The 22375-nt window shown below is 67.7% G+C and carries 22 protein-coding genes; 9 read left to right on the top strand and 13 right to left on the bottom strand.

Annotation, left to right across the window (positions count from 1 at the left end; genetic code table 11):
- Positions 1-134: 134 nt before the first annotated feature.
- The 7 genes from UCD39_RS22160 to fdxA all read right to left on the bottom strand — a co-directional run bounded on the left by UCD39_RS22160 (position 135) and on the right by fdxA (position 6279).
- Positions 135-1370, bottom strand: a complete 1236-nt coding sequence (locus tag UCD39_RS22160; RefSeq protein WP_330497902.1) for an acyl-CoA desaturase — start codon at positions 1368-1370, stop codon at positions 135-137.
- 194 nt (positions 1371-1564) lie between these two features.
- Entirely contained in the window at positions 1565-2296 is a 732-nt protein-coding gene (ftsE, locus tag UCD39_RS22165) for a cell division ATP-binding protein FtsE (RefSeq protein WP_330497903.1), read from the bottom strand.
- A gap of 89 nt (positions 2297-2385) precedes the next feature.
- On the bottom strand, positions 2386-3216 hold the full coding sequence (locus tag UCD39_RS22170) for a hypothetical protein (protein WP_246130145.1): 831 nt from the start codon (positions 3214-3216) through the stop codon (positions 2386-2388).
- A gap of 256 nt (positions 3217-3472) precedes the next feature.
- Positions 3473-4009 (bottom strand): molybdenum cofactor biosynthesis protein B, encoded by a 537-nt coding sequence (moaB, locus tag UCD39_RS22175; RefSeq protein WP_330497904.1) that lies wholly within the window; start codon positions 4007-4009, stop codon positions 3473-3475.
- Positions 4010-4072: 63 nt separating this feature from the next.
- Positions 4073-4888, bottom strand: coding sequence for a metallophosphoesterase family protein (locus tag UCD39_RS22180; protein WP_330497905.1), 816 nt, complete (start codon positions 4886-4888; stop codon positions 4073-4075).
- 167 nt (positions 4889-5055) lie between these two features.
- A complete protein-coding gene (locus UCD39_RS22185; RefSeq protein ID WP_145729803.1) occupies positions 5056-5556 on the bottom strand; it encodes a CarD family transcriptional regulator in 501 nt (166 codons plus the stop codon).
- Positions 5557-5940: 384 nt separating this feature from the next.
- Entirely contained in the window at positions 5941-6279 is a 339-nt protein-coding gene (gene fdxA, locus UCD39_RS22190; protein WP_145729802.1) for a ferredoxin FdxA, read from the bottom strand.
- 327 nt (positions 6280-6606) lie between these two features.
- On the opposite strand from fdxA, the gene UCD39_RS22195 reads away from it, so the two are divergent.
- Entirely contained in the window at positions 6607-8490 is a 1884-nt protein-coding gene (locus UCD39_RS22195; RefSeq protein WP_330497906.1) for a PAS-domain containing protein, read from the top strand.
- A 184-nt stretch (positions 8491-8674) separates the two neighbouring features.
- The gene (locus UCD39_RS22200) at positions 8675-10258 is read left to right on the top strand and encodes a peptide ABC transporter substrate-binding protein (RefSeq protein ID WP_330497907.1); all 1584 of its coding nucleotides are present in this window, start codon (positions 8675-8677) and stop codon (positions 10256-10258) included.
- A gap of 183 nt (positions 10259-10441) precedes the next feature.
- On the opposite strand, the gene UCD39_RS22205 is transcribed toward UCD39_RS22200, so the two are convergent.
- The 6 genes from UCD39_RS22205 to ffh form a co-directional block, all read right to left on the bottom strand.
- Positions 10442-10834: a hypothetical protein gene (locus tag UCD39_RS22205; RefSeq protein ID WP_330497908.1), complete on the bottom strand. Its 393-nt coding sequence runs from the start codon at positions 10832-10834 to the stop codon at positions 10442-10444.
- Positions 10835-11096: 262 nt separating this feature from the next.
- Entirely contained in the window at positions 11097-11483 is a 387-nt protein-coding gene (gene rplS, locus UCD39_RS22210; protein ID WP_145729941.1) for a 50S ribosomal protein L19, read from the bottom strand.
- Between the two features lie 43 nt (positions 11484-11526).
- Positions 11527-12363: a tRNA (guanosine(37)-N1)-methyltransferase TrmD gene (gene trmD / locus UCD39_RS22215; protein ID WP_330497909.1), complete on the bottom strand. Its 837-nt coding sequence runs from the start codon at positions 12361-12363 to the stop codon at positions 11527-11529.
- A gap of 4 nt (positions 12364-12367) precedes the next feature.
- On the bottom strand, positions 12368-13009 hold the full coding sequence (gene rimM / locus UCD39_RS22220) for a ribosome maturation factor RimM (protein ID WP_330497910.1): 642 nt from the start codon (positions 13007-13009) through the stop codon (positions 12368-12370).
- A 135-nt stretch (positions 13010-13144) separates the two neighbouring features.
- Positions 13145-13498 (bottom strand): 30S ribosomal protein S16, encoded by a 354-nt coding sequence (rpsP, locus tag UCD39_RS22225; protein ID WP_145729793.1) that lies wholly within the window; start codon positions 13496-13498, stop codon positions 13145-13147.
- A gap of 70 nt (positions 13499-13568) precedes the next feature.
- Positions 13569-14924, bottom strand: a complete 1356-nt coding sequence (gene ffh, locus UCD39_RS22230; protein WP_322482821.1) for a signal recognition particle protein — start codon at positions 14922-14924, stop codon at positions 13569-13571.
- A 548-nt stretch (positions 14925-15472) separates the two neighbouring features.
- Here ffh and UCD39_RS22235 point away from each other — a divergent pair.
- From UCD39_RS22235 to mtaB, 7 genes are all read left to right on the top strand, one after another.
- The gene (locus UCD39_RS22235) at positions 15473-16312 is read left to right on the top strand and encodes a pentapeptide repeat-containing protein (RefSeq protein ID WP_330497911.1); all 840 of its coding nucleotides are present in this window, start codon (positions 15473-15475) and stop codon (positions 16310-16312) included.
- A complete protein-coding gene (locus UCD39_RS22240) occupies positions 16255-16779 on the top strand; it encodes a pentapeptide repeat-containing protein (protein ID WP_330497912.1) in 525 nt (174 codons plus the stop codon). The genes UCD39_RS22235 and UCD39_RS22240 overlap by 58 nt, the downstream gene beginning before the upstream one ends.
- A gap of 123 nt (positions 16780-16902) precedes the next feature.
- Positions 16903-18603 carry a hypothetical protein gene (locus UCD39_RS22245; RefSeq protein WP_330497913.1) on the top strand — a complete coding sequence of 567 codons (1701 nt, stop codon included), beginning with the start codon at positions 16903-16905 and terminating at the stop codon, positions 18601-18603.
- Positions 18604-18629: 26 nt separating this feature from the next.
- The gene (locus UCD39_RS22250) at positions 18630-19607 is read left to right on the top strand and encodes a glycosyltransferase family 2 protein (RefSeq protein ID WP_330497914.1); all 978 of its coding nucleotides are present in this window, start codon (positions 18630-18632) and stop codon (positions 19605-19607) included.
- 6 nt (positions 19608-19613) lie between these two features.
- Positions 19614-20078, top strand: a complete 465-nt coding sequence (locus UCD39_RS22255; protein WP_330497915.1) for a GtrA family protein — start codon at positions 19614-19616, stop codon at positions 20076-20078.
- An 86-nt stretch (positions 20079-20164) separates the two neighbouring features.
- On the top strand, positions 20165-21007 hold the full coding sequence (dapF, locus tag UCD39_RS22260; protein ID WP_330497916.1) for a diaminopimelate epimerase: 843 nt from the start codon (positions 20165-20167) through the stop codon (positions 21005-21007).
- Entirely contained in the window at positions 21007-22335 is a 1329-nt protein-coding gene (gene mtaB / locus UCD39_RS22265; RefSeq protein WP_330497917.1) for a tRNA (N(6)-L-threonylcarbamoyladenosine(37)-C(2))-methylthiotransferase MtaB, read from the top strand. The genes dapF and mtaB overlap by 1 nt, the downstream gene beginning before the upstream one ends.
- Positions 22336-22375: the final 40 nt, after the last annotated feature.

Here is a 22375-nt window from a genome sequence, read left to right on the forward strand (position 1 = left end):
CGGAGGATAGCCTATCGCCGTCAAAAACAGAACACAACATGAACATTAGGGTGGGCGCAGCGGCCAACTCCGAGTTCCAGATAGCAAAAAGGCCGCCAGGGAAAGCCCCGGCGGCCTTTTCACGCTGGTTGGTGTCAGGCGGCGGCGACGGCCAAGCGGGCGCAGACGGCCTCGATCAGCAATTGCCGGGCCCGGTCGACGATGTCGTCCATCGACGGCGTGCGCACGAACATGGCGGCCGCCCGGTCCTTCAACTCATCGCGCGTCGGCAGGGTGGGCATGGTCGGCATGTGCAGGTCGGGCAAGCTGGGCATGTGTAGCTCGGGCATATGCAGCGAGGCCAGCATGGCCTCCGCCTGGGCCCGGGCGTTTTCCAGCTTGTGCTGCAGTTCGGCCTTCACGTCGGCCAGCGAGGGCGTGTCGGCCAGCGTGGCCTGCAGCCGGGCGGCGATCTGCTCCACATGGAAGGTGGCGACCAGTTGGCTAGCGGCCTTTTCGATGATGGCCTTCCCCAGCCGCTGCTCCCCCCGCACCACGGCGGCGGGCGGGCGATGCAGGTCCCAGGTGATGCCCACCCAGGACAGCGCCTTCAGGATGTAATAGGTGGTGTCGATCTCCCACCAGCGGAAACCCTGGCAGGCGGCGCTTTGATAGGCGTGGTGGTTGTTGTGCCAGCCCTCGCCCATGGTCAGCAGGGCGAACCACCAGTTGTTGCGGCTATCGTCGCCGGTCAGGTAACGGCGGCGGCCGTACACATGGGCCAGGGAGTTGATGCAGAAGGTGCCGTGATAGGTGGCGACGGTGCTCCAGAAGAAGCCCACCACCAGGCCGGACCAGCCGGCCGCGAACCACACGGCGACGGCCAGGATGAAGGCCGGCAGGTAGTGGAACCGATCCAGGAAGCGCAGCTCGGGGAACTTGGCCAGATCCGGCACGGCGGCCAGGTCGGTCTTGTCATGGCGGGCCGTGAAGATCCAGCCCATGTGCGCGTACCAGAAGCCGCGCTGGGCCGGGGAATGGACGTCCGCCGGGGTATCGGAATAGCGGTGATGGTGGCGATGCTTGGCCGCCCACCACAGGATGCCGCGCTGGGCCGAGGTCTGGGCGATGAACGCCAGGATGAACTGGAACCAGCGGCTGGTCTTGTAGGCGCGATGCGAGAAATAGCGGTGATAGCCGCCGGTGATGCCGAACATGCGCAGGCCGTAGAGGCCCACCGCCAGGGCCACGTCTTGCCAATAGACCCCTGTCCAGATGGCGCCCAGGCAGGCCAGATGCACGAGGATGAAGGGCAGGGCGCCGGCGGCCTGGATATCGTCCAGGTAATGGTCGGCCGGCTTTTGGGCGGCGTCGCGGGCGGGCTTGGTCACCGGGGTCGGTACTCCGTCAGGGGCGGCCGAAAGGCCGCGAAGAGGGTGAGGCGATCGATTGAATACCAGGAATCGGCGGCCAAGCCGACTCCGCGTTTGGTACGGATGTCCCCGACGCCGAGGGTAAAGGACAACCCTGAAGGGGAGATTAACACCAGGGGCCGCATCCGCGATTTGTGCTGGGTCAAAAGGGCTCAGAAGTCGGGGGACAGATCGTCCGGCAACTCCTGGCCGGGGGCGCCGCCACTGACCACCCCCTGCATCCACCAGCCGGATTCGGCCAGCTTGCCCTCGTAAAGCTCCATCACCGGCTTCTGCAGGCGATCGACCAGCACCATGTCGTGGGTTGCCACCAGGCAGGTGGTGCCCAGCTTGTTCAGCTCGATGAACAGCCGCATGATGCGCAGGCTCATCTCGCGGTCGATGTTGCCCGTGGGCTCGTCGGCGATGATCAGCTTGGGCCGGGTGACCACGGCCCGGGCGATGGCCACCAGCTGCTTCTGGCCGCCCGACAGGCGCAAGGGGCGCTCATCCAGCTTGGCCTTCAGACCCACCCACGACAGCAGCTCCGTCACGCTTTCCTGCACATGGGCCTCATCCTGGCCGGCCAGGCGCAAGGGCAGGGCGACGTTGTCGAACACCGTCAGGTGGTTCATCAGGCGGAAGTCCTGGAACACCACGCCGATCTGGCGGCGGAGGGCCGGCAGAGCCTTGCGCGGGGTCTTTGACAGTGGATGGCCCAGCAGGGTGATGAGGCCGCGGGATGGGCGTTCCGCCAGGTACAGCAGCTTCAGCAGGCTGGATTTGCCGGCGCCGGTGGGGCCGGTCAGGAAATGAAAGGACCCGGGCGCCAGTTCGAAGCTGATGTCGCGCAGCACCTCAGGCCCGGTGCCATAGCGCAGACCGACATTCTCGAAACGGACCAAAGGCGGGGCATCCTTGAAATGGAAAGAGCCCGGCCCGCCCGCTTATGGGCGGGGCGGGACCGGGCCCGATCCAGAAAACGGAGGGGCGCTTACTCGGCCGAGGCCGCTTCGGCGTCCGCGCGATCGGTGGTCGGGAACAGGCCGGCCTTCTCGAACGCGGTCAGGGTTTCCTGCGCCCAGGCGCGCAGGTCGGTCAGGCCGCTGTGGCCGGTCCACACGTCGATGCCGTAGCGCTTCTCCAGGTCGGCGTCGGTCATCTTCAGCGCGTCACGGACGGAGATGAACTCCTTTTCCAGCAGCTTCCAGATGTCGCTTTCGCAGCGCTTGATGGTGATCAGGCCGACGCCCTGGCTCTGGAAGCTCTTCAGGCGGCGGAAGGACTGGTCGTTCTCATAGGGGCCGAAACCGCCGGCCACCTCGTTCAACACCACGAAGCGGCGGCCGAAGGGCAACCACTCGTTCTTGTCGAACGAATACTGGATCAGGGCGCGGGCATCCTCGATGGCCTGGGCCTCGGCCTTGGTGGTGACGATCAGGTCGATGGGGTTGCTGTTGCGGCGGCGCAGCAGGGCGCCGGCGTTGCGCGCCTCGGCCCAGGCGAACAGGTCGGCGGCCACGTTGGCGCCCACGTCCACGACGTAACCACCCTCCAGCAGGGTGCGGCCGAACTCGTCCCAATACTTGATGGCCAGGTTGGGGTCGGTCGAGGTCTTGATATTGGTCAGCTGTTCGCCGATGCCCAGTTCCTTCACGCCGGCGAACAGGCGGCCGAACTTGGACCGCTGGTTCAGCGTGTCGCTGTCGGCGGCGGCCAGCTTCACGGGCGCGCCCTTCTGCTCGTGCTGCAGGACCAGCATCTGGGCCACCAGCGTCTTGCCCTGGCCGCCGGTCTTGGCCATCGAGATATAGGTTCGCGTCATGGGGTCGTTCTCCTGGTCCCGCATTCTTGGTGCCGGCGTCCTTGGCCGCCCACGTCCTGCCGCCTGTCGCCGATGCCGGCCGCCGGCGGTTTCCCTCGGGGACGGACCTCGGAACGCGTCTGGCCACGGGGGTGGACGGCGTCGGGAGGACCCGTCCGGCCGGGCCTTGAATCGATACAGGTTTTCCCCCCGCGCTTCAACTGCGGGGGGCGGTCTTAACCGAAATCGCGTCCCGCCGGCCCCGGCGCCGCCGTCCTCAGGCGCGGTGTTCCTGCAGGCGGGGCATGATTTCCACCAGGTTGCAGGGGCGGAAGCGGTTGTCCAACTGATAGCGCAGGATCAGGTCCCAGCCGTCGCGGCAGGCGCTGGGGCTGCCCGGCAGGGCGAACAGGTAGGTGCCCCCCGCCACGCCGGCCGTGGCCCGGCTTTGCAGGGACGACGTGCCGATCTTCTCATAGGACAGGGTCCGGAACATCTCGCCGAAGCCGTCGATTCGCTTCTCGTAAACGCTCTCGAACGCCTCGGGGGTGACATCGCGGCCGGTCAGCCCGGTGCCGCCGGTGGAGATGACGACGTCCACCGCCGGGTCGGCGATCCAGGCGCGCAACTGCGCCGTGATGGCCGCCTGGTCATCCCTCACGATGGTGCGGGCCACCAGCACATGACCGGCGCCGGTCAACCGTTCCGCCAGTGTGTCGCCGGATTTGTCCGTGGTGGAGTTGCGGGTGTCGGACACCGTCATCACGGCGATCTGCACCGGCAGGAAGGGGCGGGTTTCGTCGATGCGGGACAAGGGGGCGCTCCTGTTCTGAACGCCCCTTAAGTGAGGCGCCGGGCGCCGGTCGTCAACCGGGGATCAGACCTCGACCACTTCCAGCAGTTCGCCATCGGGGCCGAAGCAGCCGCAGACCAGGGCGCCGTTGAAGCCGCAGCCGCCGTCCAGCGTGACGGCATGGGGCGTGGCCGCCGGCCCGCCATGGCTGGGGTCATAGCCGCGCACCACGCGGCGGAAACCAGCGTAGGCGCCCTCGATGCGGTGCCAGGCGCCACCGCCCCACCAGAAGCTGTCGCCCTGGGCGGCCAGTGGGCGGGAGATGTCGATGCCGGCGTTCACGAACAGAAGCTCGGGCAGGCCGTCCTGCCGCCGCTCGGTATAGGCCGCGCGGCGCAGGGCGGCGAACAGGGTGTCATGGCCGGGGGCGGCGCGCTGGGCGGCGCGCAGTTGCCCGGTCCAGCGCGCCAGCGACACCGCACCGTCGCGCGCGGCGGCCACCCCCTGGTAGGCGCTGCCGCCGTAGGCCGCCAGGGTGGCGTCCACGCCCTGGCTCATCATCCATTGCAGCACTTCGATGGGGTTGGGCGCGAATTGCAGCTGCAGCAGCTTCTGCCACATCTCCTCCTGCCCGCCGCGCAGGTAGACCAGGTCGCTGACGATGACCCCGCGCACCGACAGCACGGCGCGACGGAAGGACAGCAGTTCATCCACCGTGTCCCGCACGCGCGGGCCGCGACCGATCAGGTTGCCGAGATAGACCAGCCGGTCCCCGGGCTGAAAACGGGCGCCGATGTCGTCGTGCAACGCGGCCAGCCGGTCGACGTCGCCATGAATCGCCCCCACGGCCCAGATGCGCCGTGGACGGCCCAGCACGACAAAGCGCTCTTGTTCGTTCATGCGAAGGGTCAGACCGGCAGGAGAAAGTTACCGGTCAGTGTATGCGCCACCGCCCCATGAAAAAAGGGGCGATCGACCGGGATCGCCCCTTTTTCCACTAAGTATAGTGATGTCGGCGCACCGTACCCCCAATGGGCGGGGATAGACGAGCCTTGGCGGCGGACGGCTTACGCCGCCTTCGCCAGCACCGCTTCCAACCGCTCGGTGGCCTTGCGCTCATCGATCTTTTCCACGGCGGCAAGCTCGCGCGCCAGGCGCTCCAGCGCCGCGTGGTAGATCTGCCGCTCGCTGTAGGACTGGTCGGACTGGTCGGTGCCGCGATGCAGGTCGCGCACCACCTCGGCGATGGACACGGGGTCACCGGAGTTGATCTTGGCCTCATACTCCTGGGCGCGGCGGCTCCACATGATCCGCTTGATCTTGGACGGACCCTGCAGGGTCTCCATCGCGTCCTTGATCCGGTCCTTGCTCGACAAGCGGCGCAGGCCGGCGTTCTTCGCCTTGGTCACGGGGACCTTCAGCGTCATGCGCTCCTTCTCGAAGGTGATGGCGTACAGCACCACCTCCATATCGGCGATGGCATGCTTTTCGATCGCCACGATGCGTCCAACCCCGTGGGCCGGGTAAACGACGTAATCACCAGTGACGAAATCGAGCTTATCGGTCATTTGGATCGGCTCTCACAATTCGGCTTTTAAAGTCCCGCCTCGGGGAGGCGGGCCTGGACGCCCGGAACGGCATGCAAAGGTCGCTGTCGGCCTGCCAGGGGCCGCGACAACGGACAGACAGCACGAAGGCGCTGGGGGAATGGGGCACGCTTAAGCGTTCGCGAACGGCGTGCCTATTCTCGCGTCCAGAACTATAACCGATATGACGATGCGATGACAGGTCAACAAGACCGCGTTCGACTTAAGTTCCTGGTATGGGCCAGGATGTCGGACATGCGAATCGCGCATGTCTTAGGCAGAAGCCGCTTAAGATTTGGGCGGCTCCGCCCAAAGGAAAGACAAAGCGCCGCCCGGCCCGGTGGCTGGCGGCGCCTGACGCCTGTCTCAGTTGCCGTTGCCGGGCTTGTCGCTGAAATAGGTCTTGAACTTGTCCGGCACGCCCTTGAAGGCGTCGGCGTCCGCCGGGGCGGGCTTCTTGCGGTTCAGGTTGGGCCAGGCGGCGGCGTACTGCCGGTTCAGTTCCAGCCATTCCTCGGCCCGGCCGTCGGTGTCCGGCAGGATGGCCTCGGCCGGGCATTCCGGTTCGCAGACGCCGCAGTCGATGCATTCATCGGGATGGATGACCAGCATGTTGTCACCCTCGTAGAAGCAGTCCACGGGGCACACTTCCACGCAGTCGGTGTACTTGCACTTGATGCACTGCTCGGTCACGACATACGGCATTGCTCGCACTCTCCTTGAAAACCCGGTTCCCCAGGCGCCCGGATCAGGGCAGCCTCCAGCGGGGTGGCACGGGGGCACGTATAGCCCGATATCGCCCGAGGGTATAGCACCCGCGAGCGTCGGCGAAACCTACGTCCTCCGGATAGCGGCCGGATGACAGCGGGAGAGGTAGAACATGCGTGGGGCGGGCGCAACAGGGTTCAGCGTGCGCGGGAGGTGGCCCGCGTCCGCGTCCAGCGCACGCCACACGTAAAAAGAGCACGTCCGATTGAAATTGACTTACCGTTACGGATAGTCTGGCCAGGGACCGGGAGAGGCAGGAACGGTATGACGGCGCACGGCAACAACGGCCAAGCGGAGGACCCACCGGAAATGTCCAGGCGGTGGGACTCGGGCTCCATCGAGCCGTCGCCGGCCATGGCGGCCGAGCTTTATGCCGTCCTTCAGCGCTTTTCCCAAGCCATCGTCGTGTTCGGTCCCGACGACCGGGTGGTGTTCGCCAACGACCGCTATCACGACATGTTTCCCCGGTCGCCGCCGCCGGGAGCCATCCTGGGCTGGCGCTTCGAGGATCTGCTGCGCCATTCCATCGCCGCCGGCCAGGTGCCGCAGGCGGAGGCGGATCCAGAGGCCTACATCGCCCGGCGCCTGGCCCAGCGCGGCATGTCCCAGCGCGGCCTGGCGCGCGAGGGGCTGATCGGCGACCGCTGGTACCGCGCGGTGGAGGAGCGCATCCCCGGCGGCGGCCTCGTCCTCAGCTACAACGACATCACCGACCGCCGCCTGGCCGAGGACGAGGTGCGGCGCAAGTCCGCCATCCTCAGCGCCGCCATGGAGGCGGTGCCCGGCGGCTTCATGGTGATGGACGAGGACTTCAATTTCGTGGTGTGGAGCCGCAATTGGCCCGCCATCGGCGGCGCCACGGACGAGATCATCCGCACCTATCCCAACATGCCCGATCTGGCCCGCTGGCAATCGCGCCGGGGTGACTATGACGGCATCCGGCTGGATCCCGGCCAGTTCGACCCCGCGGCCATCGCCTCCATCCCCTGGCTGGGTCGTCTGCTGGCCTTGCAGGCGGCCCGTCCCCCGCAACTGATCCCCAGCGATGAGGAACGGGAGCTGCTGGTGCAATGGCAATTGCTGCGCTACCGGCCCGAAGGCCGGCCCGATGGTGAGCGCGCGGAAGGCACCGGCACCATCCACATCGGGGGTGAGGACGGCCGCATCGTCGAATTCCGCCGCAACCGCATGCCCGGCCTGGGTTGGGTGTCGATCTACAACGATGTCACCGAACGCTACCGCCATGAGGAGGAGACGGCGCGCGCCCACGCCGAGACGGCGCGCGCCCTACAGGAACTGCGGGACACCCAGGAAAGCCTGGTGCAGGCGGAAAAGCTGGCGTCGCTGGGCGAACTGGTGGCCGGCGTGGCGCATGAGCTGAACACGCCGGTGGGCATCAGCTATACCGCGGCCACCTTCCTGGCCGACCGCCTGCGCGACTTCCGGGCGGAATTGGCGAACGGCCCACCCCGCCGGGCGGCCCTTATGGACTTCCTGGATTTGGTGGAGGAGACGGCCAGCCTCATGACCGTCAACGCCGGCCGCGCCGCGCGTTTGGTGCAGAGCTTCAAGAACATCGCCGTCGACCAGACCAGCGATGAACGGCGCCTGCTGTCGCTGAAGCCGTATCTGGAGGAAATCGCCATCAGCCTGGGCCCGCAATGGAAGCGGCCGGGCCACACGTTGACGATAGAGTGTCCCGCCACCCTGGTGCTGGACACCTACCCCGGGGCGCTCAGCCAGGTGCTGACCAACCTGATCGTCAACGCCACCTTGCACGCGTATTCGCCGGGGCAGGCGGGGCGGCTGACCATCACGGCCTCTTCCCTGCCGCCGACGCCGGGGGCGGTGGGGCGGCCGCCGGCGGAGCATGTGGAAATCCTGTTCGCCGACGATGGCAAGGGTATCCCGGCGGAGGCCTTGCCCCGCATTTTCGACCCGTTTTTCACCACCCGCCGCGGGGCGGGGAGCACGGGCCTGGGACTGAACATCGTTTTCAACCTGGTGACCCGCACCCTGGGCGGCCGCATCGAGGTGGACAGCGCCCCCGGCCGTGGCACCCGCTTCTTCCTGCGCCTGCCCAAGGTCGCGCCCCAGCCGCCGGCATCGCCACCCGCCGAGGCGGAGGTCGTGGCCGTCCCGGGCTGACCCCGGCTGGTGGGGCATCGGCGGGCAGCCAGGGCTTGCCCCCGTTTGGCCGCCCCACTACGGTGGAACGGCGGCCGGCACCAACGCCAGCGCGCGGGGGGCTTTGGGGGCCGTGCCTATGGGGATATCGTCGCGCTGCCGGGCGGGGGGCCGCCGTCTGGCGCTGTGGGCTGGCCTTCTCCTGATGGCTGGCCATCCGCTTCCTGTCATGGCCGCCAATCCCCAGCCCGGGAAAACGCTGGTCCGCTCCATCGGCGGGGTGCCGCTGACCTTGGATCCGCAACGCGCCGACCTGGGATCGGAAGGCCTGGTGATCAATGACCTGCTGGAAGGTCTGCTGGCGCCCGATGGCCGTGGCGGCGCCCGGCCCGCCTTGGCGGAAAGCTGGACGGTCTCACCCGATGGCCGCATCTACACCTTCAGGCTGCGCGGGGACGCCGCCTGGTCGGACGGCACGCCGGTGACGGCGGATGACTTCGTCTTTTCCTGGCAGCGCCTGGCGGACCCGCGCACGGCGTCGCCCTTCGCCTTCTACATGGGCATCGTGGTGAATGGGGAGGCCATCGCCAAGGGTGTGATCAAGGACCCGCGTCGCCTGGGCGTGACGGCCCTGGACGCCCACACCTTCCAGGTGGAGCTGGTGCGGCCCACCGCCTATTTCCTCGCCATGTTGCAGCACCAGGCCTTGTTCGCCGTGCAGAAGGCCAGCGTGCAGGCCTATGGCGACGCCTTCACCCAGCCCGGCCATTACGCCGCCAGCGGGCCCTATGTCCTGGTTGAAGACGTGGCTGGCGATCACCTGACCCTGGCGCGCAATCCCGCGTATTACGACCGGGCCAAGGTTGCCATCGACACCGTCCGGGACCTGCCGCTGGAGGACCGCGAGGCGGAGACTCGGCTGTTCCAGGAGGGACGGCTGCAGGCGACGTACGAGTTGCCGGTGGATCAGGTGGCCTGGGCACGGACGGCATTGCCGGACGCCTTCGTCAGCGCCGAGGCCTACGACACCTATTTCCTGAGTTTCAACCTGCGCAATGAGCCGTGGAAGTCATCCCCCGCCCTGCGGGAGGCGCTGACCCTGGCCGTGGACCGGGAGGCGCTTGCCACCGGCGTCCTGGCGGGGGAGAGGCCGGCCTACAGCTATGTGCCGCGCCTGGCGCCCAGCCCCGGCGTGCCGGGGTATGAACCGGGCTGGCCCGCCTGGCGCGACCTGCCGCAGGCGGAGCGGGAGCGGCGGGCGCGGACCTTGATGGCCGAGGCCGGTTACGGCCCCGGGGCCAAGCCGCTGCCGGTCATCACCCTGTTGCATCCCACGGGCGCCAACTGGCAGTCCGCCGCCGCCGCGGTGGCCCGCCAGTGGCACGCGGTGCTGGGTGTCGAGGTGCGCCTGGAGGATCGGGACTTCCAAACGGTGACCACCAAGGCCAGTGAAAAGACTTTCAAGGATGTGGTGTTCGCCTCCTGGATCGGCGACTACCCCGATGCCAACAGCTTCCTGGCGGTGATGCGGGCGGATGCCGGCCGCGAAAACTACCCAAGCTATGCCAATCCCCTGTTCGACGCGCTGATGGAGGAGGCCAATGGCGAGGCCGATCCGGGGCGCCGCGCCGGCCTGCTGCGCCGGGCGGAACGGTTGATGATGGATGACACCCCCATCATCCCGCTGTTCCACAAGAGCATGCGGCGGCTGGTATCGCCCCATGTCACCGGCTGGGTCCCCAATCCCCTGGATCTGACGCCCAGCCGCTTTCTGGATGTGTCGCCCTGACTGGGTGTGACGCCCTGAGGCCAGCGGCACGAGGCGGAGGCTCGTGCTGCTGTAGCCCGCGACCGCGGGCACCGGAGCGAGCACCGCAGGGCGCAGCGAGGAAGCCAAGCCAGCGGATGCTGGCACCCGGCAAGGGGGTGTTTGAGCGGCCACGATCAAACACCGCGCGCATAAGGCCGGCCGCTATCGCCCCTTATCCACGGCCGGACGGCGGGCGTTGGGCGCCGTGGGCGGGCTGTCAGGCTCCGGCGGCGTGTCCCAGCCATGGGCAAGGGTGCTCTCCGCCATGGGGATCAGGAACTGCCCCAAATCCACCGGCACCTGGAACCCGGGTCTGCCTGGATCGGGACAGGAGGCGGACTTGGCGCGCAATGCCCAGCCATCGGGCAGGGGCCGGTCCCAGACGAACACGGCGCAGTGCCCCGTCAGCGGCGGCCGGGGCCTGTAGGTCTCGTCGATCTGGAAACCGGGATAGTTGCCCCGGATGCTGCCTGCCGCGCCGGCGAAGGTCTGCGGGGTGAGCGGCGTTGCCGCCGGGGGAGGCGGCCCCGGTTCGGCGCACGCCGACAAGCCCATCAACGCGCCACCCACGCACCACCATCGCTTTGCCATTGTGCCCCCTTGCGCGACCTATGCGCGCGCCCATTCCGACGATGGATGCGGGGCGACGGCGGCGGCCGTGGGGCGGAACTGTGGCATTTCGGGGGCGACCGGGGGACGCCGATCCCCAAACGAAAACACCCGCCGGACGCGCTGTCCGGCGGGTGTCTTGGTACTTGGTCAAGCGTGCGACCGGGGCGGCGCCTGAGGGCTGCCACCTGGGTTCACAACAGGCGCCTTAGGCGTCCTTGTTGTTCATGCCACGGCCGGTGGTGCGCTCGGAGATGCGGGCCGACTTGCCGCGGCGATCGCGCAGGTAGTACAGCTTGGCGCGACGCACGTCACCCTTGCGGATCAGCTCGATGCTGTCCAGGCGCGGGCTGTACAGCGGGAACACGCGCTCCACGCCTTCGCCGTAGCTGATCTTACGGACGGTGAAGCTGGAGTTCACGCCGGCGTTGCGGCGGGCGATGACGACGCCCTCGTAGGCCTGCACGCGCTCGCGCGAGCCTTCGACGACCTTCACGTTCACCTTCACGGTGTCGCCCGGGGAGAATTCCGGGACCGCACGGGTGGCGGTCAGCTTTTCAATCTGCTCTTGCTCGAGCTTCTGGATGATGTTCATGGCACTCAACTCCACATGATGACAATGGCCAGCCTCACGGCGGTCAATCCAGGTTTGGCACAGGCGCCGTTTCCGCAGTGGAGTCCACCAGGGAAACGCCATCCTCTAGGGTCGAACCGCTTCGCGGCTTGCGCCGGCGGCGGCTCTTGGTTTCGACCTTGGGCCGGCTCTCCTCGTAGCGCTGCCACAGGTCCGGTCGCCGGTCCCTGGTGATGCGCTCCGCCTCGGCCAACCGCCAGGCTTTCACCTTCTCATGGTGCCCGGAGAGTAGAACCTCGGGCACCGCGCGGTCCTGCCAGACGGCCGGCCGCGTATAGTGGGGATACTCCAGCAATCCCCGCTCGAAACTCTCTTCGCCAGCCGTCTCGACGTTGCCCATGACGCCCGGCAACAGCCGAACGCAGGCGTCGATCAGGCAGAGCGCCGCGGGCTCGCCCCCCGAAAGCACGAAATCCCCGAGGCTCACTTCCTCGAGGCCCTGCGCTTCCAGGACCCGTTCATCCACCCCTTCATACCGGCCGCATAGCACTGTGAGGCTGGGCGCCGATACGAGTTCCCGTACCAGCGCCTGGTCCAGCACACGGCCACGCGGCGAGAGGTAGATCGCCCGGCCCCGTTCCCTCTGGTCCTGGCTCAACCGCGACCGGCTGGCGGTCAGGGCTGCGTCCAGGACGTCGGGCCGCATGACCATACCTGGTCCGCCGCCGAACGGGGTGTCGTCCACGGAGCGGTGTTTATCACTCGCGAACGACCGGATGTCCACTGATTCCAGTGACCAGGTGCCATTTTCAAGCGCTTTCCCTGCCAGGCTCATGCCCAGCGGCCCCGGAAACATCTCCGGGAACAGGGTCAGCACCGTCACATGCCAGACGGCCGTCATCGAATCAGCCCTCGTGGGCCTCGGGCGCGTCGTCATCCGACGCCACCGCCTCGTCATTTTCCGAGGCTACCGCCTCATCGGCGGCGGGCCCGCCTTCCATCTCGGCCAGTTCCTCCGGCGTCGGCTTGACCTTCTCGAACAGGCCGGCCGGCGGTTCCACCGTCACCACGCCCGCCTTCACGTCCACCACCGGCACGGCGGCGCGGGTGAAGGGGATGGTGACCGTCTTGCCCGAAGCCGCGTGCGCGATCTCCAGCATGTCGCCGCCACCGAAATCGTAGATGGCCTTGATCTCACCGAAGGGCTCGCCATCCGCGGTGGTCGCCACCAGGCCGATCAGGTCGGCGTGATAGAACTCGTCCTCGTCCTCGGGGGCCGGCAACTGGTCACGGGCGATGTACAGGCGGGTGCCCTTGAGCGCGTCGGCCGCGTCGCGGTCGCGCACGCCCTGCAACTCCGCCAGGAAATGATCCTTGCCCATGCCGGTCATGGTCAGGGCGAAGGCGCGGGCGCCCGATTCGTCGGTCAAGGTGCCATAGGCGAACAGCGACTCCGGCACAGCCGTGAAGCTCTTCACCTTGACGCGGCCGCGCACCCCGTGGCTGCCCACGAACTGCCCGACGCAGATGCGCGTGGCGGTTTCCATAACGATACTCTCTCGAAGACTGTAAGCGGCGGAAAAGCTGAACGGGGGCGGTCACCCGCCCCCGTCGCAACCCGTCAACCTGGATACCGGCCAACCCACCCCTGTCGCCAAGGGGGGCGGCTGGCGTCAGGTCAATCAGCCCTCGGTGCTGGCGGCGGCAGCGGCGGCCAGCTTGGCGCGCTCCTGGGCCTTCGCCTTGGGGGCGGACTTCTTCGGGGTCTCGCGGACCTTCGGCAGCTCGATGATGTTGGCGCGGCCCAGGAACAGGGCGACGCGGTCGGTCGGCTGGGCGCCCACAGACAGCCAGTGGCGGGCGCGCTCTTCCTTCAGGGTGACGCGCTCGGCGTGCTCACGCGGCAGCATCGGGTTGTAGGTGCCGATCTTCTCGATGAAGTTGCCGTCGCGGGGCGAACGGCTGTCGGACACGACGATGCTGTAGAACGGACGCTTCTTGGCGCCACCGCGGGCCAGACGAATCTTGAGGGACATTTCTTACTTCCTGACTCTGATGTTGAACTAACGATGAGGGTGAAACGCGGATACTAAATTTGGCTGGGGATCAGCGGCCCTTGGGCATCAGGGCCGACAGGCCCTGGCGCATCAGGCCCTTTTTCCCCAGTTTCTTGAACTTGCGCATCATGTCGGCCATGTCCTGGTACTGCTTCAGCAGCCGGTTGACGTCGGCCACCGTGGTCCCGGACCCCAGCGCGATGCGGCGCCGGCGCGATGCGTTCAGCAACTTGATGTCGCGGCGCTCTTTCTGGGTCATGGAGGTGATGATCGCCTCCTGACGCTTCAGCATGCGCTCGTCGATGTTGGCCTTGGACAGCTGGTCCTTGATCTTGCCCACGCCGGGCAGCATGGACAGCATGCCGCCCATTCCGCCCATCTTCCGAATCTGGCGCAGCTGGGACAGCATGTCGTCCAGGTCGAAATTGCCCTTTTCCATCTTCGCGGCAAGCTTCTCGGCTTCCTCGCGGTCGATGGTCTCGGCGGCCTTCTCCACCAGGCTGAGCACGTCGCCCATGCCCAGGATGCGGCCAGCGATGCGGTCGGGGTGGAAGGCCTCTAGCGCGTCGATCTTTTCGCCGGTGCCCAGCAACTTGATGGGGCGGCCGGTGATCTGGCGCATCGACAGGGCGGCGCCGCCCCGGGCGTCGCCATCGATGCGGGTCATGACGATGCCGGTGACGCCGACCTTGTCATTGAAATTGGTGGCGACGGTGACGGCGTCCTGGCCGGTCATGGCGTCCACCACCAGCAGGCTTTCCACCGGCTTGGTGACGTCGCGGATGCGCACCACCTCGTCCATCAACTCCTCGTCGATGGCAAGGCGGCCGGCGGTGTCCAGCATGACGACGTCATAGCCTTCCAGCCGGCCGACGCGCATGGCGCGTTGGGCGATGGTCACCGGATCTTCGCCGGGAACGATGGGCAGGGTGGCCACGTCCACCTGCTCACCCAGCACCCGCAGCTGTTCCTGGGCGGCCGGGCGTCGCGTGTCCAGCGACGCCATCAGCACCTTTTTCTTCTCGCGGGTCTTCAGCAGGCGGGCGATCTTGGCGGTGCTGGTGGTCTTGCCCGAGCCCTGCAGGCCCAGCATCAGCACCGGCACCGGCGCCTCGGCGTTGAGGTTGATGCCCTCGTTCTGCTCGCCCAGCATCTCGACCAGATGGTCGTGGACGATCTTGATGACCATCTGGCCAGGGGTGATGGAGCGCAGCACCTCCTGCCCAACGGCCTTTTCCTTCACGCCGTTGATGAAGGACTTGACCACTGGCAGGGCCACGTCGGCCTCGAGCAGGGCCACGCGCACTTCGCGCAGCGCCGCACCAACGTCCTCTTCGGTGAGGGCGCCGCGCCGACGCAGCCGGTCGAAGATATCGCCGAGCCGTCCTGTCAAGCCGTCAAACATAACCCGTCCTGGCCATTGCCGTTCCGATCTTCACACGCCCCCCTAGTCCAAGCGTCCGCTCAGGCCCATTTGCCCAAACGAAAAGCGCCAGTGCACGAAACTCGTGGACTGGCGTCGCGCCTTGGCGCGGGGTGCGGTTCAACCTGGCTTCCGAACCGGAACCCGTGGTCGAGGTTGGGCTATCTAGACCGATGGTGGGCGTATGTCAATGCTTCAGAAGGGCGGCGAGATGCGCGAAACAGACGATGGACGGCCCACCAGGCACGGTATGCCGGCGGCGGGGGCCAGGCAAAATGGGGGACGACCAAAGGCCTGCGGATGTGTGACAGATCATATACGGCGCCCGCCATTTCACTTAAAGCCTAGCCTCGTGTGCGCGGGGCCTCTTCCAGCCAGCATTTAAGATAATGTATGAACGGATTATCGGGATAATCTTAGATTAATCTCACCGCCCCGAGGCGAAGATGGATTGCGGGGGAGGACCGGCCCCCGCGGAGGCTTGTATGTCGATGTCGTCCGGCAGAAATGCCGAACCCGAACGGTCAAGGATGAGCCAGACGGAGTTGCTGGCGATCATAGGCAAGCATCGGGCCTTCCTGATGAAGCAGCCCGGGGGCGTGCGTGCCAGCTTCAAGCTGCGTGACCTGTCCCATATGGATCTGTCGGGCCTGAACCTGGCGGAGGCCGACTTCTCCGGCGCCAAGCTGTTCGGCGCCCGCATGGTCGACTGCATCCTGACCGGCGCGTCCCTCTATGCCGCCGACTTGCGCCTGGCCAACCTGGAACGCTCGGACCTGCGCCGGGCCGACCTGCGCGGCGCCTGCCTGCGTGGGGCCGTGCTGAACCAGGCCTCCATGGCGGAGGCGGACCTGCGCGAAGGCACGATCATGCACGTCCGCAAGGACGGCAGCATCACCCCCCATGAGTTCGACGACGTGCCGGTGCAGACAGAACTGTCATGCGCCACGGTGGTGGGGGCGGATCTCAGCCGGGCCAAGCTGTCCAACACCTTCCTGGTGCAGTCCGACCTGACCGATTGCATCATGCGCGGCGCCAAGATGGCGCGCGCCAACCTCACCAACACCAACCTGACCGGCTGCGACCTCAAGGGCGCCGACCTGACCGGCGCCAACCTGACCGGCGCCAAGCTGCACGGGGCGGATTTGTCGGGCGCGGAACTGGGGTTGGCCCGTTTTGCCGGCGCCCTGATGATGGGCACCATTCTGGACGACAACGCCCGGCGCGCCGAAGAGGTGCTGGAGGGCATTCACGCCCCGACGCCGGAGGACGCCGGCCTGGACCTGTCCGCCATGCTGGTCCTCCATACGGAATGGGTGGAGACGGGGGGCGCGAGGGCGCCCGCGCCGACCTGTCCAGCCTGGATCTGAGCGGTGTGGATCTCGCCGGGGCGAACCTGTCGGCGGCGCTGCTGCATTGCGCCTGCCTGCGCAAGGCCAGCCTGGTGGGCACGTCGCTGCCCATGGCCGACCTGTCGCTGGCCGACCTGCGCGACGCCGACCTCAGCCGGGCCGACCTGCGCGGGGCTTCGCTGGAGCGGGCCACCCTCAATGGGGCGCAACTGGTGCGGGCGGATCTGGGCCCCGTGCTGATCCAAAGTTCCACCGGCCGGTTGTGGAGCGCCAACCTGCACCGCGCCCGCCTGGACGGCGCCAATCTCACCGGCGCCATGCTGAAGCGCGCGGTGCTGTCCCAGTCCTCGCTGGTGGGGGCGGTGCTGAAGGACGCGGAACTGTCGGATGCCAAGATGGCGGGGGCGGACCTGCGCGATGTCGACCTTGCCGAGGCGGACCTGGACGGAGCCGACCTGGCGGACGCGGTCGGCATGGTTCACTGACCTGGGTTCACTGATTCGGGTTCCCTGATCCGGCATCCTTTCCTGGGCCTAGTTTCGCCCTATTTTCTGGCAAATCTGTCGCACGATTTCCGCCGCCCGCCTTCCCCTGTTTGACGGACGCCCATGTTGCTGCCCACACAAGACCGCCCCGTCCGCCGCCTCACGCTCGGCCTCCTGGTGGCCGGCCCCTTCCTGTTCGGCCTGTGGGCCGTGCTTCTGGGCCAGGACGGCAATTGGGACCTGCGCAACTATCATTGGTACAACGCCTACGCCTTCCTGACCGGGCGCTGGGGCATGGACGTGGCGCCGGCGCAGGTGGCCAGCTTCTACAACCCCACCCTGGACCTGCCTTTTTTCCTGGCGGCGCAGGTCTGGCCGGCCCGGGTGGTGGAATTCCTGCTGGGCAGCATCCAGGGTGCCAACCTTGTGCTGCTGTACGGCCTGGCCTGGACGGTGCAGCGCCCGGCGACACCCGAAGGCCGGCGGGCGCTGGTGGCCTTGGCCGTGGCGGTGTGCGGCATGGTGGGCGGCGGCCAGGTGGGCCTGCTGGGCACCACCTTCTATGATAACGTCATCAGCCTGTTCGTGCTGGGCGGCCTGCTGGTCGCCATCGGCGGTGGCCAGTTGGGCGGCGAGGGTGCCGCGTGGACCGCGCCCGGCGGCCCCGCTTTCCGCCGTGTGGCGTTGGCGGGATTGCTGGTCGGCAGTGGCGTGGGCCTGAAGCAGCCCACCATCGTCTTCGCCGTGGGCACCTGCGCCGCCTTCTTGCTGGCCGGCGGCGCGCCGTGGCGCCGCCTGTTCCTGTCCTTTTTCTTCGGGCTGGGGGTGCTGGCCGGCATGGCCCTCTTCTCCGGCCATTGGATGTGGTTCCTGTGGAGCCATTTCCAGAACCCCCTGTTTCCTTATTTCAACAACGTCTTCCATTCCCCCTGGGGCACGCCCGATCCCTACCGGGACGACAAGTTCATCCCCAAGGGGGCCTTGGCCGCCGCCGCGTTCCCCTTCGCCTGGGCCCGCGACCCCAAGCTGGTGGGCGAGATCATTTTCCGCGATTACCGGGTGCTGGCGGCCTATGTCGTGCTGCTGCTGACGGGGACCATGGCCCTGGTCCGTTGGGTGCGAGGGCTGTTCGCCGTCCAGGCCCCGGTGGTCGACACCACGGGCCACGCCCGCGCCCGGCGCTACCTGCTGCTGGCAGGCGCCTTGAGCTACCTGGTGTGGCTGAAGCTGTTCGCCATCTACCGCTATCTCATCCCGCTGGAGATGCTGGCGCCGGTGCTGATCCTGGCGGCCGTGTCGCTGTGGCCGGCCCCGGCCCGGGCGCGGGGCGCCTTCATCGCCCTGCTGTTGCTGTTGCTCGCCGTCACCGGCCAGTCGGGCACCTGGGCCCGCGTGCCCTGGGGCGAGCGCCCCTTCGGCGCCAAAGTGTCGGAGGTGCAGGCGCCCGTCCTTCCCCGGCCGGACCATACCGTCATCCTCATGACGGGCTACGCCCCCACCAGTTTCCTTATCCCCGGCTTCCCGCCGCAGATCCCGTTCCTGAGGGTGCAGAGCTATTTCATCCACCCCGACCAGGGCGACATCCTGCTGAACCGGCAGATGCGCCAGCGCATCGACCAGGGCATCGCCAACGGGGACGATTTCTATCTGCTGGTGGCGCATTGGGAGACGTGGACCATGGACCAGATTTTGCCACGCTATGGCCTCAAGGGTGCCGGGGAACCCTGCCAGCCTGTGACATCAACCTTGGACGAACCCATGCTGTTGTGTCGCATCATCCCGCTGCAACCGGCGGCGGCCCGTGATATGAACCCCGTCAACTGACGCCTATTTTTCGAGGATTCCCCGCGATGGTAGACACCACCGCCGCCCCCCTGGACGCCGTCCGCCGCCCCACCGTGGCCGTCCTGGTGCCCTGCTACAACGAGGAAGCCGCCATCGCCAAGGTGGTCGCCGATTTCAAGGCGGCCCTGCCGGACGCCACCGTGTACGTCTACGACAACAACTCCAAGGACCGGACGGTGGAGGTGGCGCGGGCCGCCGGTGCCGTCGTGCGCACCGAGCCGCTGCAGGGCAAGGGCAATGTGGTGCGCCGCATGTTCGCCGACATCGAGGCGGACGTGTATGTGATGGTCGATGGTGACGACACCTATCATGCCGCCAGCGCCCCGGCCCTGGTCGACCGGCTGGTGACCGAGCAGCTGGACATGGTGAACGGCGCCCGTGTCACGGAGATCGAGGCGGCCTACCGTCCCGGTCATCGGTTCGGCAACCTGTTGCTGACGGGCCTGGTCACCTTCATTTTCGGCAAGCGCACCAACGACATGCTGTCGGGCTACCGCGTCTTCTCCCGCCGCTTCGTGAAGTCCTTCCCGGCGCTGGCCGGCGGCTTCGAGACGGAGACGGAGCTGACGGTGCATGCGCTGGAGCTGCGCATGCCCATCGCGGAGGTGGAGACCCCCTACAAGGACCGGCCGCCTGGGTCGGTCAGCAAGCTGTCCACCTACAAGGACGGCATGCGCATCCTGTGGATGATCACCAAGCTGGTGAAGGAGGAACGGCCCATGCTGTTCTTCGGCGTGGCCGCCCTCCTGTTCGCGCTGCTGTCGGTCATCCTGGGCATCCCCATCTTCGTCACCTTCGTGGAGACGGGCCTGGTGCCCCGCCTGCCCACGGCGGTGCTGGCCACCGGCCTCATGATCCTGGCCTTCCTGTCGCTGACCTGCGGCCTGATCCTGGACACGGTGACCCGTGGCCGGCGCGAGATGAAGCGCCTGCGCTATCTGGAAATTCCGGCGCCGGATTTCGCCCCGCTGGGCCGGGGCTGAGTGGCGGTGACGCATCAGCCTGAGGTCCAGCCTCCCGGCACCCCGAAGCAGGTGAAGGCGGAGGTCATGTCCTTCGCCCTCATCGGCGTGGCCGGCCTGTTCGTGGACATGGGCGCCCTGTGGGTGGCCATGAACCCGCTGGGGCTGGACAAACACAGTGCCGGTTTCTTCTCCTACTTCGTGGCGGCCACCTTCACCTGGTGGATGAACCGGCGGTTCACCTTCACCGGTGCCAGCCGGCGGCGGGCCTTGCACCAGTGGGCCAAGTTCCTGGCGGCCAACGCCGTGGGCGGCGTGGTCAACCTGACAGTCTACAACCTCATCGTCTGGCTGGACGCCCCGGCCTTCGCCGTGGCGATGATGCCTTGGCTGCCCGCGCTGTGGCCCTACGGGGCCAAGGGCGCCGGTTCCCTCGCCGGCATGGGCTTCAACTTCGTCCTATCCAAGATGCTGGTGTTCGGCCGGAAATAATCTCTCCAACCTGCAGTGGGGACAGAACCGCTCTGCCGGGCACGCCCATGGACAGGGGGCGGATCGTCGCCATATAACCGGGCATCATGGCGCGCCGGTTTCTCAAGATGCACGGGCTGGGCAACGACTTCGTCGTTCTGGATGCCCGCACCACCCCCCTGTCCTTGACGGGCGCGCAGGCGCGCGTCCTCGCCGACCGCCGCTTCGGTGTCGGCTGCGACCAGATCATCATCCTGGAGCCGCCGCAAACGGCCGGCGCCGATGTCTTCATGCGCATCCTGAACCCCGATGGCAGCGAGTCCGGCGCCTGCGGCAACGCCACGCGCTGCGTCGCCTCGCTGATCGCCGCCGAGGGGGCTGGACGCGACCGCCTGACGGTGGAAACCATCAGCGGCCTGCTGCCCGCCGTCCGCCATGCCGACGGTCTGGTGACGGTCGACATGGGCCCCGCCCGCCTGGACTGGCAGCAGATCCCCTTGGCTGAACCCGCCGATACTCTGTCGCTGGACGTGGCCGCCGGCCCGCTGTCGCGCCCCTGCGCCGTCAACATGGGAAATCCCCACGCCGTGTTCTTCGTGGACGATGCGGAGGCGGTGGATCTTCCCCAGTGGGGACCGCAGTTGGAACATCACACCGCCTTCCCGGAGCGCGCCAATATCGAGGTCGCGACCGTTGTCGCGCCCGGCCGGGTGCGCATGCGGGTGTGGGAACGCGGGGCCGGCATCACCTTGGCCTGCGGCTCCGGCGCCTGCGCCACCCTGGTGGCGGCCGCCCGGCGGGGCCTGACCGGCCGCAAGGCCGACATCGTCATGGATGGCGGCACGCTGACCATCGAGTGGCGGGAGGACGGGCATGTGCTGATGACCGGGCCGGTGGCCACGGCCTTCAGCGGCGAGCTGGATGACGCCTTGCTGGCGGGCGCCACGTGATGAGTGCCGAGCACGCTGACACTGATCATGGGCACGAGCACCGCCAGGAAGGCTCCGGTCCGGAGATTTCCGGCGAGGCCGGCGGGCCGCAGGTGGTCACCTTCGGTTGCCGCCTGAACGCCTACGAGTTCGAGGTGATGCGCGACCACGCGCGCGCCGCCGGCTTGGGCCCGGTGCTGATCTTCAACACCTGCGCCGTGACCTCGGAAGCCGAGCGCCAGGCCCGCCAGGCCATCCGCAAGGCCCGGCGCGAGAACCCGGACACCCGCATCGTCGTCACCGGCTGCGCCGCCCAGGTCAACCCCGGCACCTTCGCCGCCATGCCCGAGGTGGACCAGGTTTTGGGCAACGATCTGAAGCTGAAGGCCGACAGCTGGACCAGCTTCGGCGCCGGCCAGGCGGAGCGGGTGATCGTCAACGACATCATGTCGGTGCGCGAGACTGCCAGCCACCTGATCCAGGGCATGGAGGGGCGTGCCCGCGCCTTTATCCAGGTGCAGAACGGCTGCGACCACCGCTGCACCTTCTGCATCATCCCCTATGGCCGGGGCAATTCCCGCTCCGTCCCCATGGGCGAGATCGTGACCCAGGTGCGCACTCTGGTGGAGCAGGGCTACCGTGAGGTGGTGCTGACCGGCGTGGACGTCACCAGCTACGGCCCCGACCTGCCGGGCGCGCCCACCCTGGGCCAGATGATCCGCCGGCTGCTGGCCCTGGTGCCGGAACTGCCGCGCCTGCGCCTGTCCTCGCTGGACCCGGTGGAGGTCGACGACGACCTCTGGCGCCTGATCGCCGAGGAACCGCGCCTGATGCCCCACCTGCACGTCAGCCTGCAGGCCGGCGACGACATGGTGCTGAAGCGCATGAAGCGCCGCCACAGCCGCGCCGACGCCGTGGCCTTCTGCCAGCGCGCGCGCGACCTGCGGCCCGACATGGTGTTCGGCGCCGACCTCATCGCCGGCTTCCCCACGGAAACCGATGAGATGTTCCAGAACACCCTGGACGCCGTGGCCGACTGTGGCCTGACCTGGCTGCACGTCTTCCCCTACAGCCCCCGCCCCGGCACGCCCGCCGCCCGCATGCCGCAGGTGGACAAGGCGGTGCGCAAGGAACGGGCGGCCCGGCTGCGCGCCGCGGGGGAGGAGGCGGTGCGCCGGCACCTGGCTAGCCAGCAGGGGCGCACCGTCGCGGTGCTGGTGGAAAAGGGCCGTATCGGCCGTACGGAACAATTCGCCGAGGTGCGGCTGGATCGCGATTTCGCGCCGGGCACGCTCGTGGAGGCCCGCATAGCCGGGCTGGATGGCGACATGCTGATGGGTTGCTGCTGATGTTCGATTGGATCAAGCGTAAGAAGCCCGCCGCCGAAGC

The organism is Nitrospirillum karajorum, from assembly GCF_036348415.1.
Taxonomy (GTDB): domain Bacteria; phylum Pseudomonadota; class Alphaproteobacteria; order Azospirillales; family Azospirillaceae; genus Nitrospirillum; species Nitrospirillum amazonense_B.

Bases quoted from the DNA above. Each gene is read 5' to 3' on its own strand.
- ffh (WP_322482821.1), bottom strand. From the start codon at position 14,924: ATGTTTGACGGCTTGACAGGACGGCTCGGCGATATCTTCGACCGGCTG.
- UCD39_RS22250 (WP_330497914.1), top strand. From the start codon at position 18,630: ATGGTAGACACCACCGCCGCCCCCCTGGACGCCGTCCGCCGCCCCACC.
- rpsP (WP_145729793.1), bottom strand. From the start codon at position 13,498: ATGTCCCTCAAGATTCGTCTGGCCCGCGGTGGCGCCAAGAAGCGTCCG.
- UCD39_RS22235 (WP_330497911.1), top strand. From the start codon at position 15,473: ATGAGCCAGACGGAGTTGCTGGCGATCATAGGCAAGCATCGGGCCTTC.
- UCD39_RS22240 (WP_330497912.1), top strand. From the start codon at position 16,255: ATGGGTGGAGACGGGGGGCGCGAGGGCGCCCGCGCCGACCTGTCCAGC.
- UCD39_RS22180 (WP_330497905.1), bottom strand. From the start codon at position 4,888: ATGAACGAACAAGAGCGCTTTGTCGTGCTGGGCCGTCCACGGCGCATC.
- UCD39_RS22205 (WP_330497908.1), bottom strand. From the start codon at position 10,834: ATGGGCTTGTCGGCGTGCGCCGAACCGGGGCCGCCTCCCCCGGCGGCA.
- trmD (WP_330497909.1), bottom strand. From the start codon at position 12,363: ATGACGGCCGTCTGGCATGTGACGGTGCTGACCCTGTTCCCGGAGATG.
- rimM (WP_330497910.1), bottom strand. From the start codon at position 13,009: ATGGAAACCGCCACGCGCATCTGCGTCGGGCAGTTCGTGGGCAGCCAC.
- rplS (WP_145729941.1), bottom strand. From the start codon at position 11,483: ATGAACATCATCCAGAAGCTCGAGCAAGAGCAGATTGAAAAGCTGACC.
- UCD39_RS22200 (WP_330497907.1), top strand. From the start codon at position 8,675: ATGGCTGGCCATCCGCTTCCTGTCATGGCCGCCAATCCCCAGCCCGGG.
- fdxA (WP_145729802.1), bottom strand. From the start codon at position 6,279: ATGCCGTATGTCGTGACCGAGCAGTGCATCAAGTGCAAGTACACCGAC.
- UCD39_RS22170 (WP_246130145.1), bottom strand. From the start codon at position 3,216: ATGACGCGAACCTATATCTCGATGGCCAAGACCGGCGGCCAGGGCAAG.
- UCD39_RS22245 (WP_330497913.1), top strand. From the start codon at position 16,903: ATGTTGCTGCCCACACAAGACCGCCCCGTCCGCCGCCTCACGCTCGGC.
- mtaB (WP_330497917.1), top strand. From the start codon at position 21,007: ATGAGTGCCGAGCACGCTGACACTGATCATGGGCACGAGCACCGCCAG.
- UCD39_RS22185 (WP_145729803.1), bottom strand. From the start codon at position 5,556: ATGACCGATAAGCTCGATTTCGTCACTGGTGATTACGTCGTTTACCCG.
- UCD39_RS22195 (WP_330497906.1), top strand. From the start codon at position 6,607: ATGACGGCGCACGGCAACAACGGCCAAGCGGAGGACCCACCGGAAATG.
- dapF (WP_330497916.1), top strand. From the start codon at position 20,165: ATGGCGCGCCGGTTTCTCAAGATGCACGGGCTGGGCAACGACTTCGTC.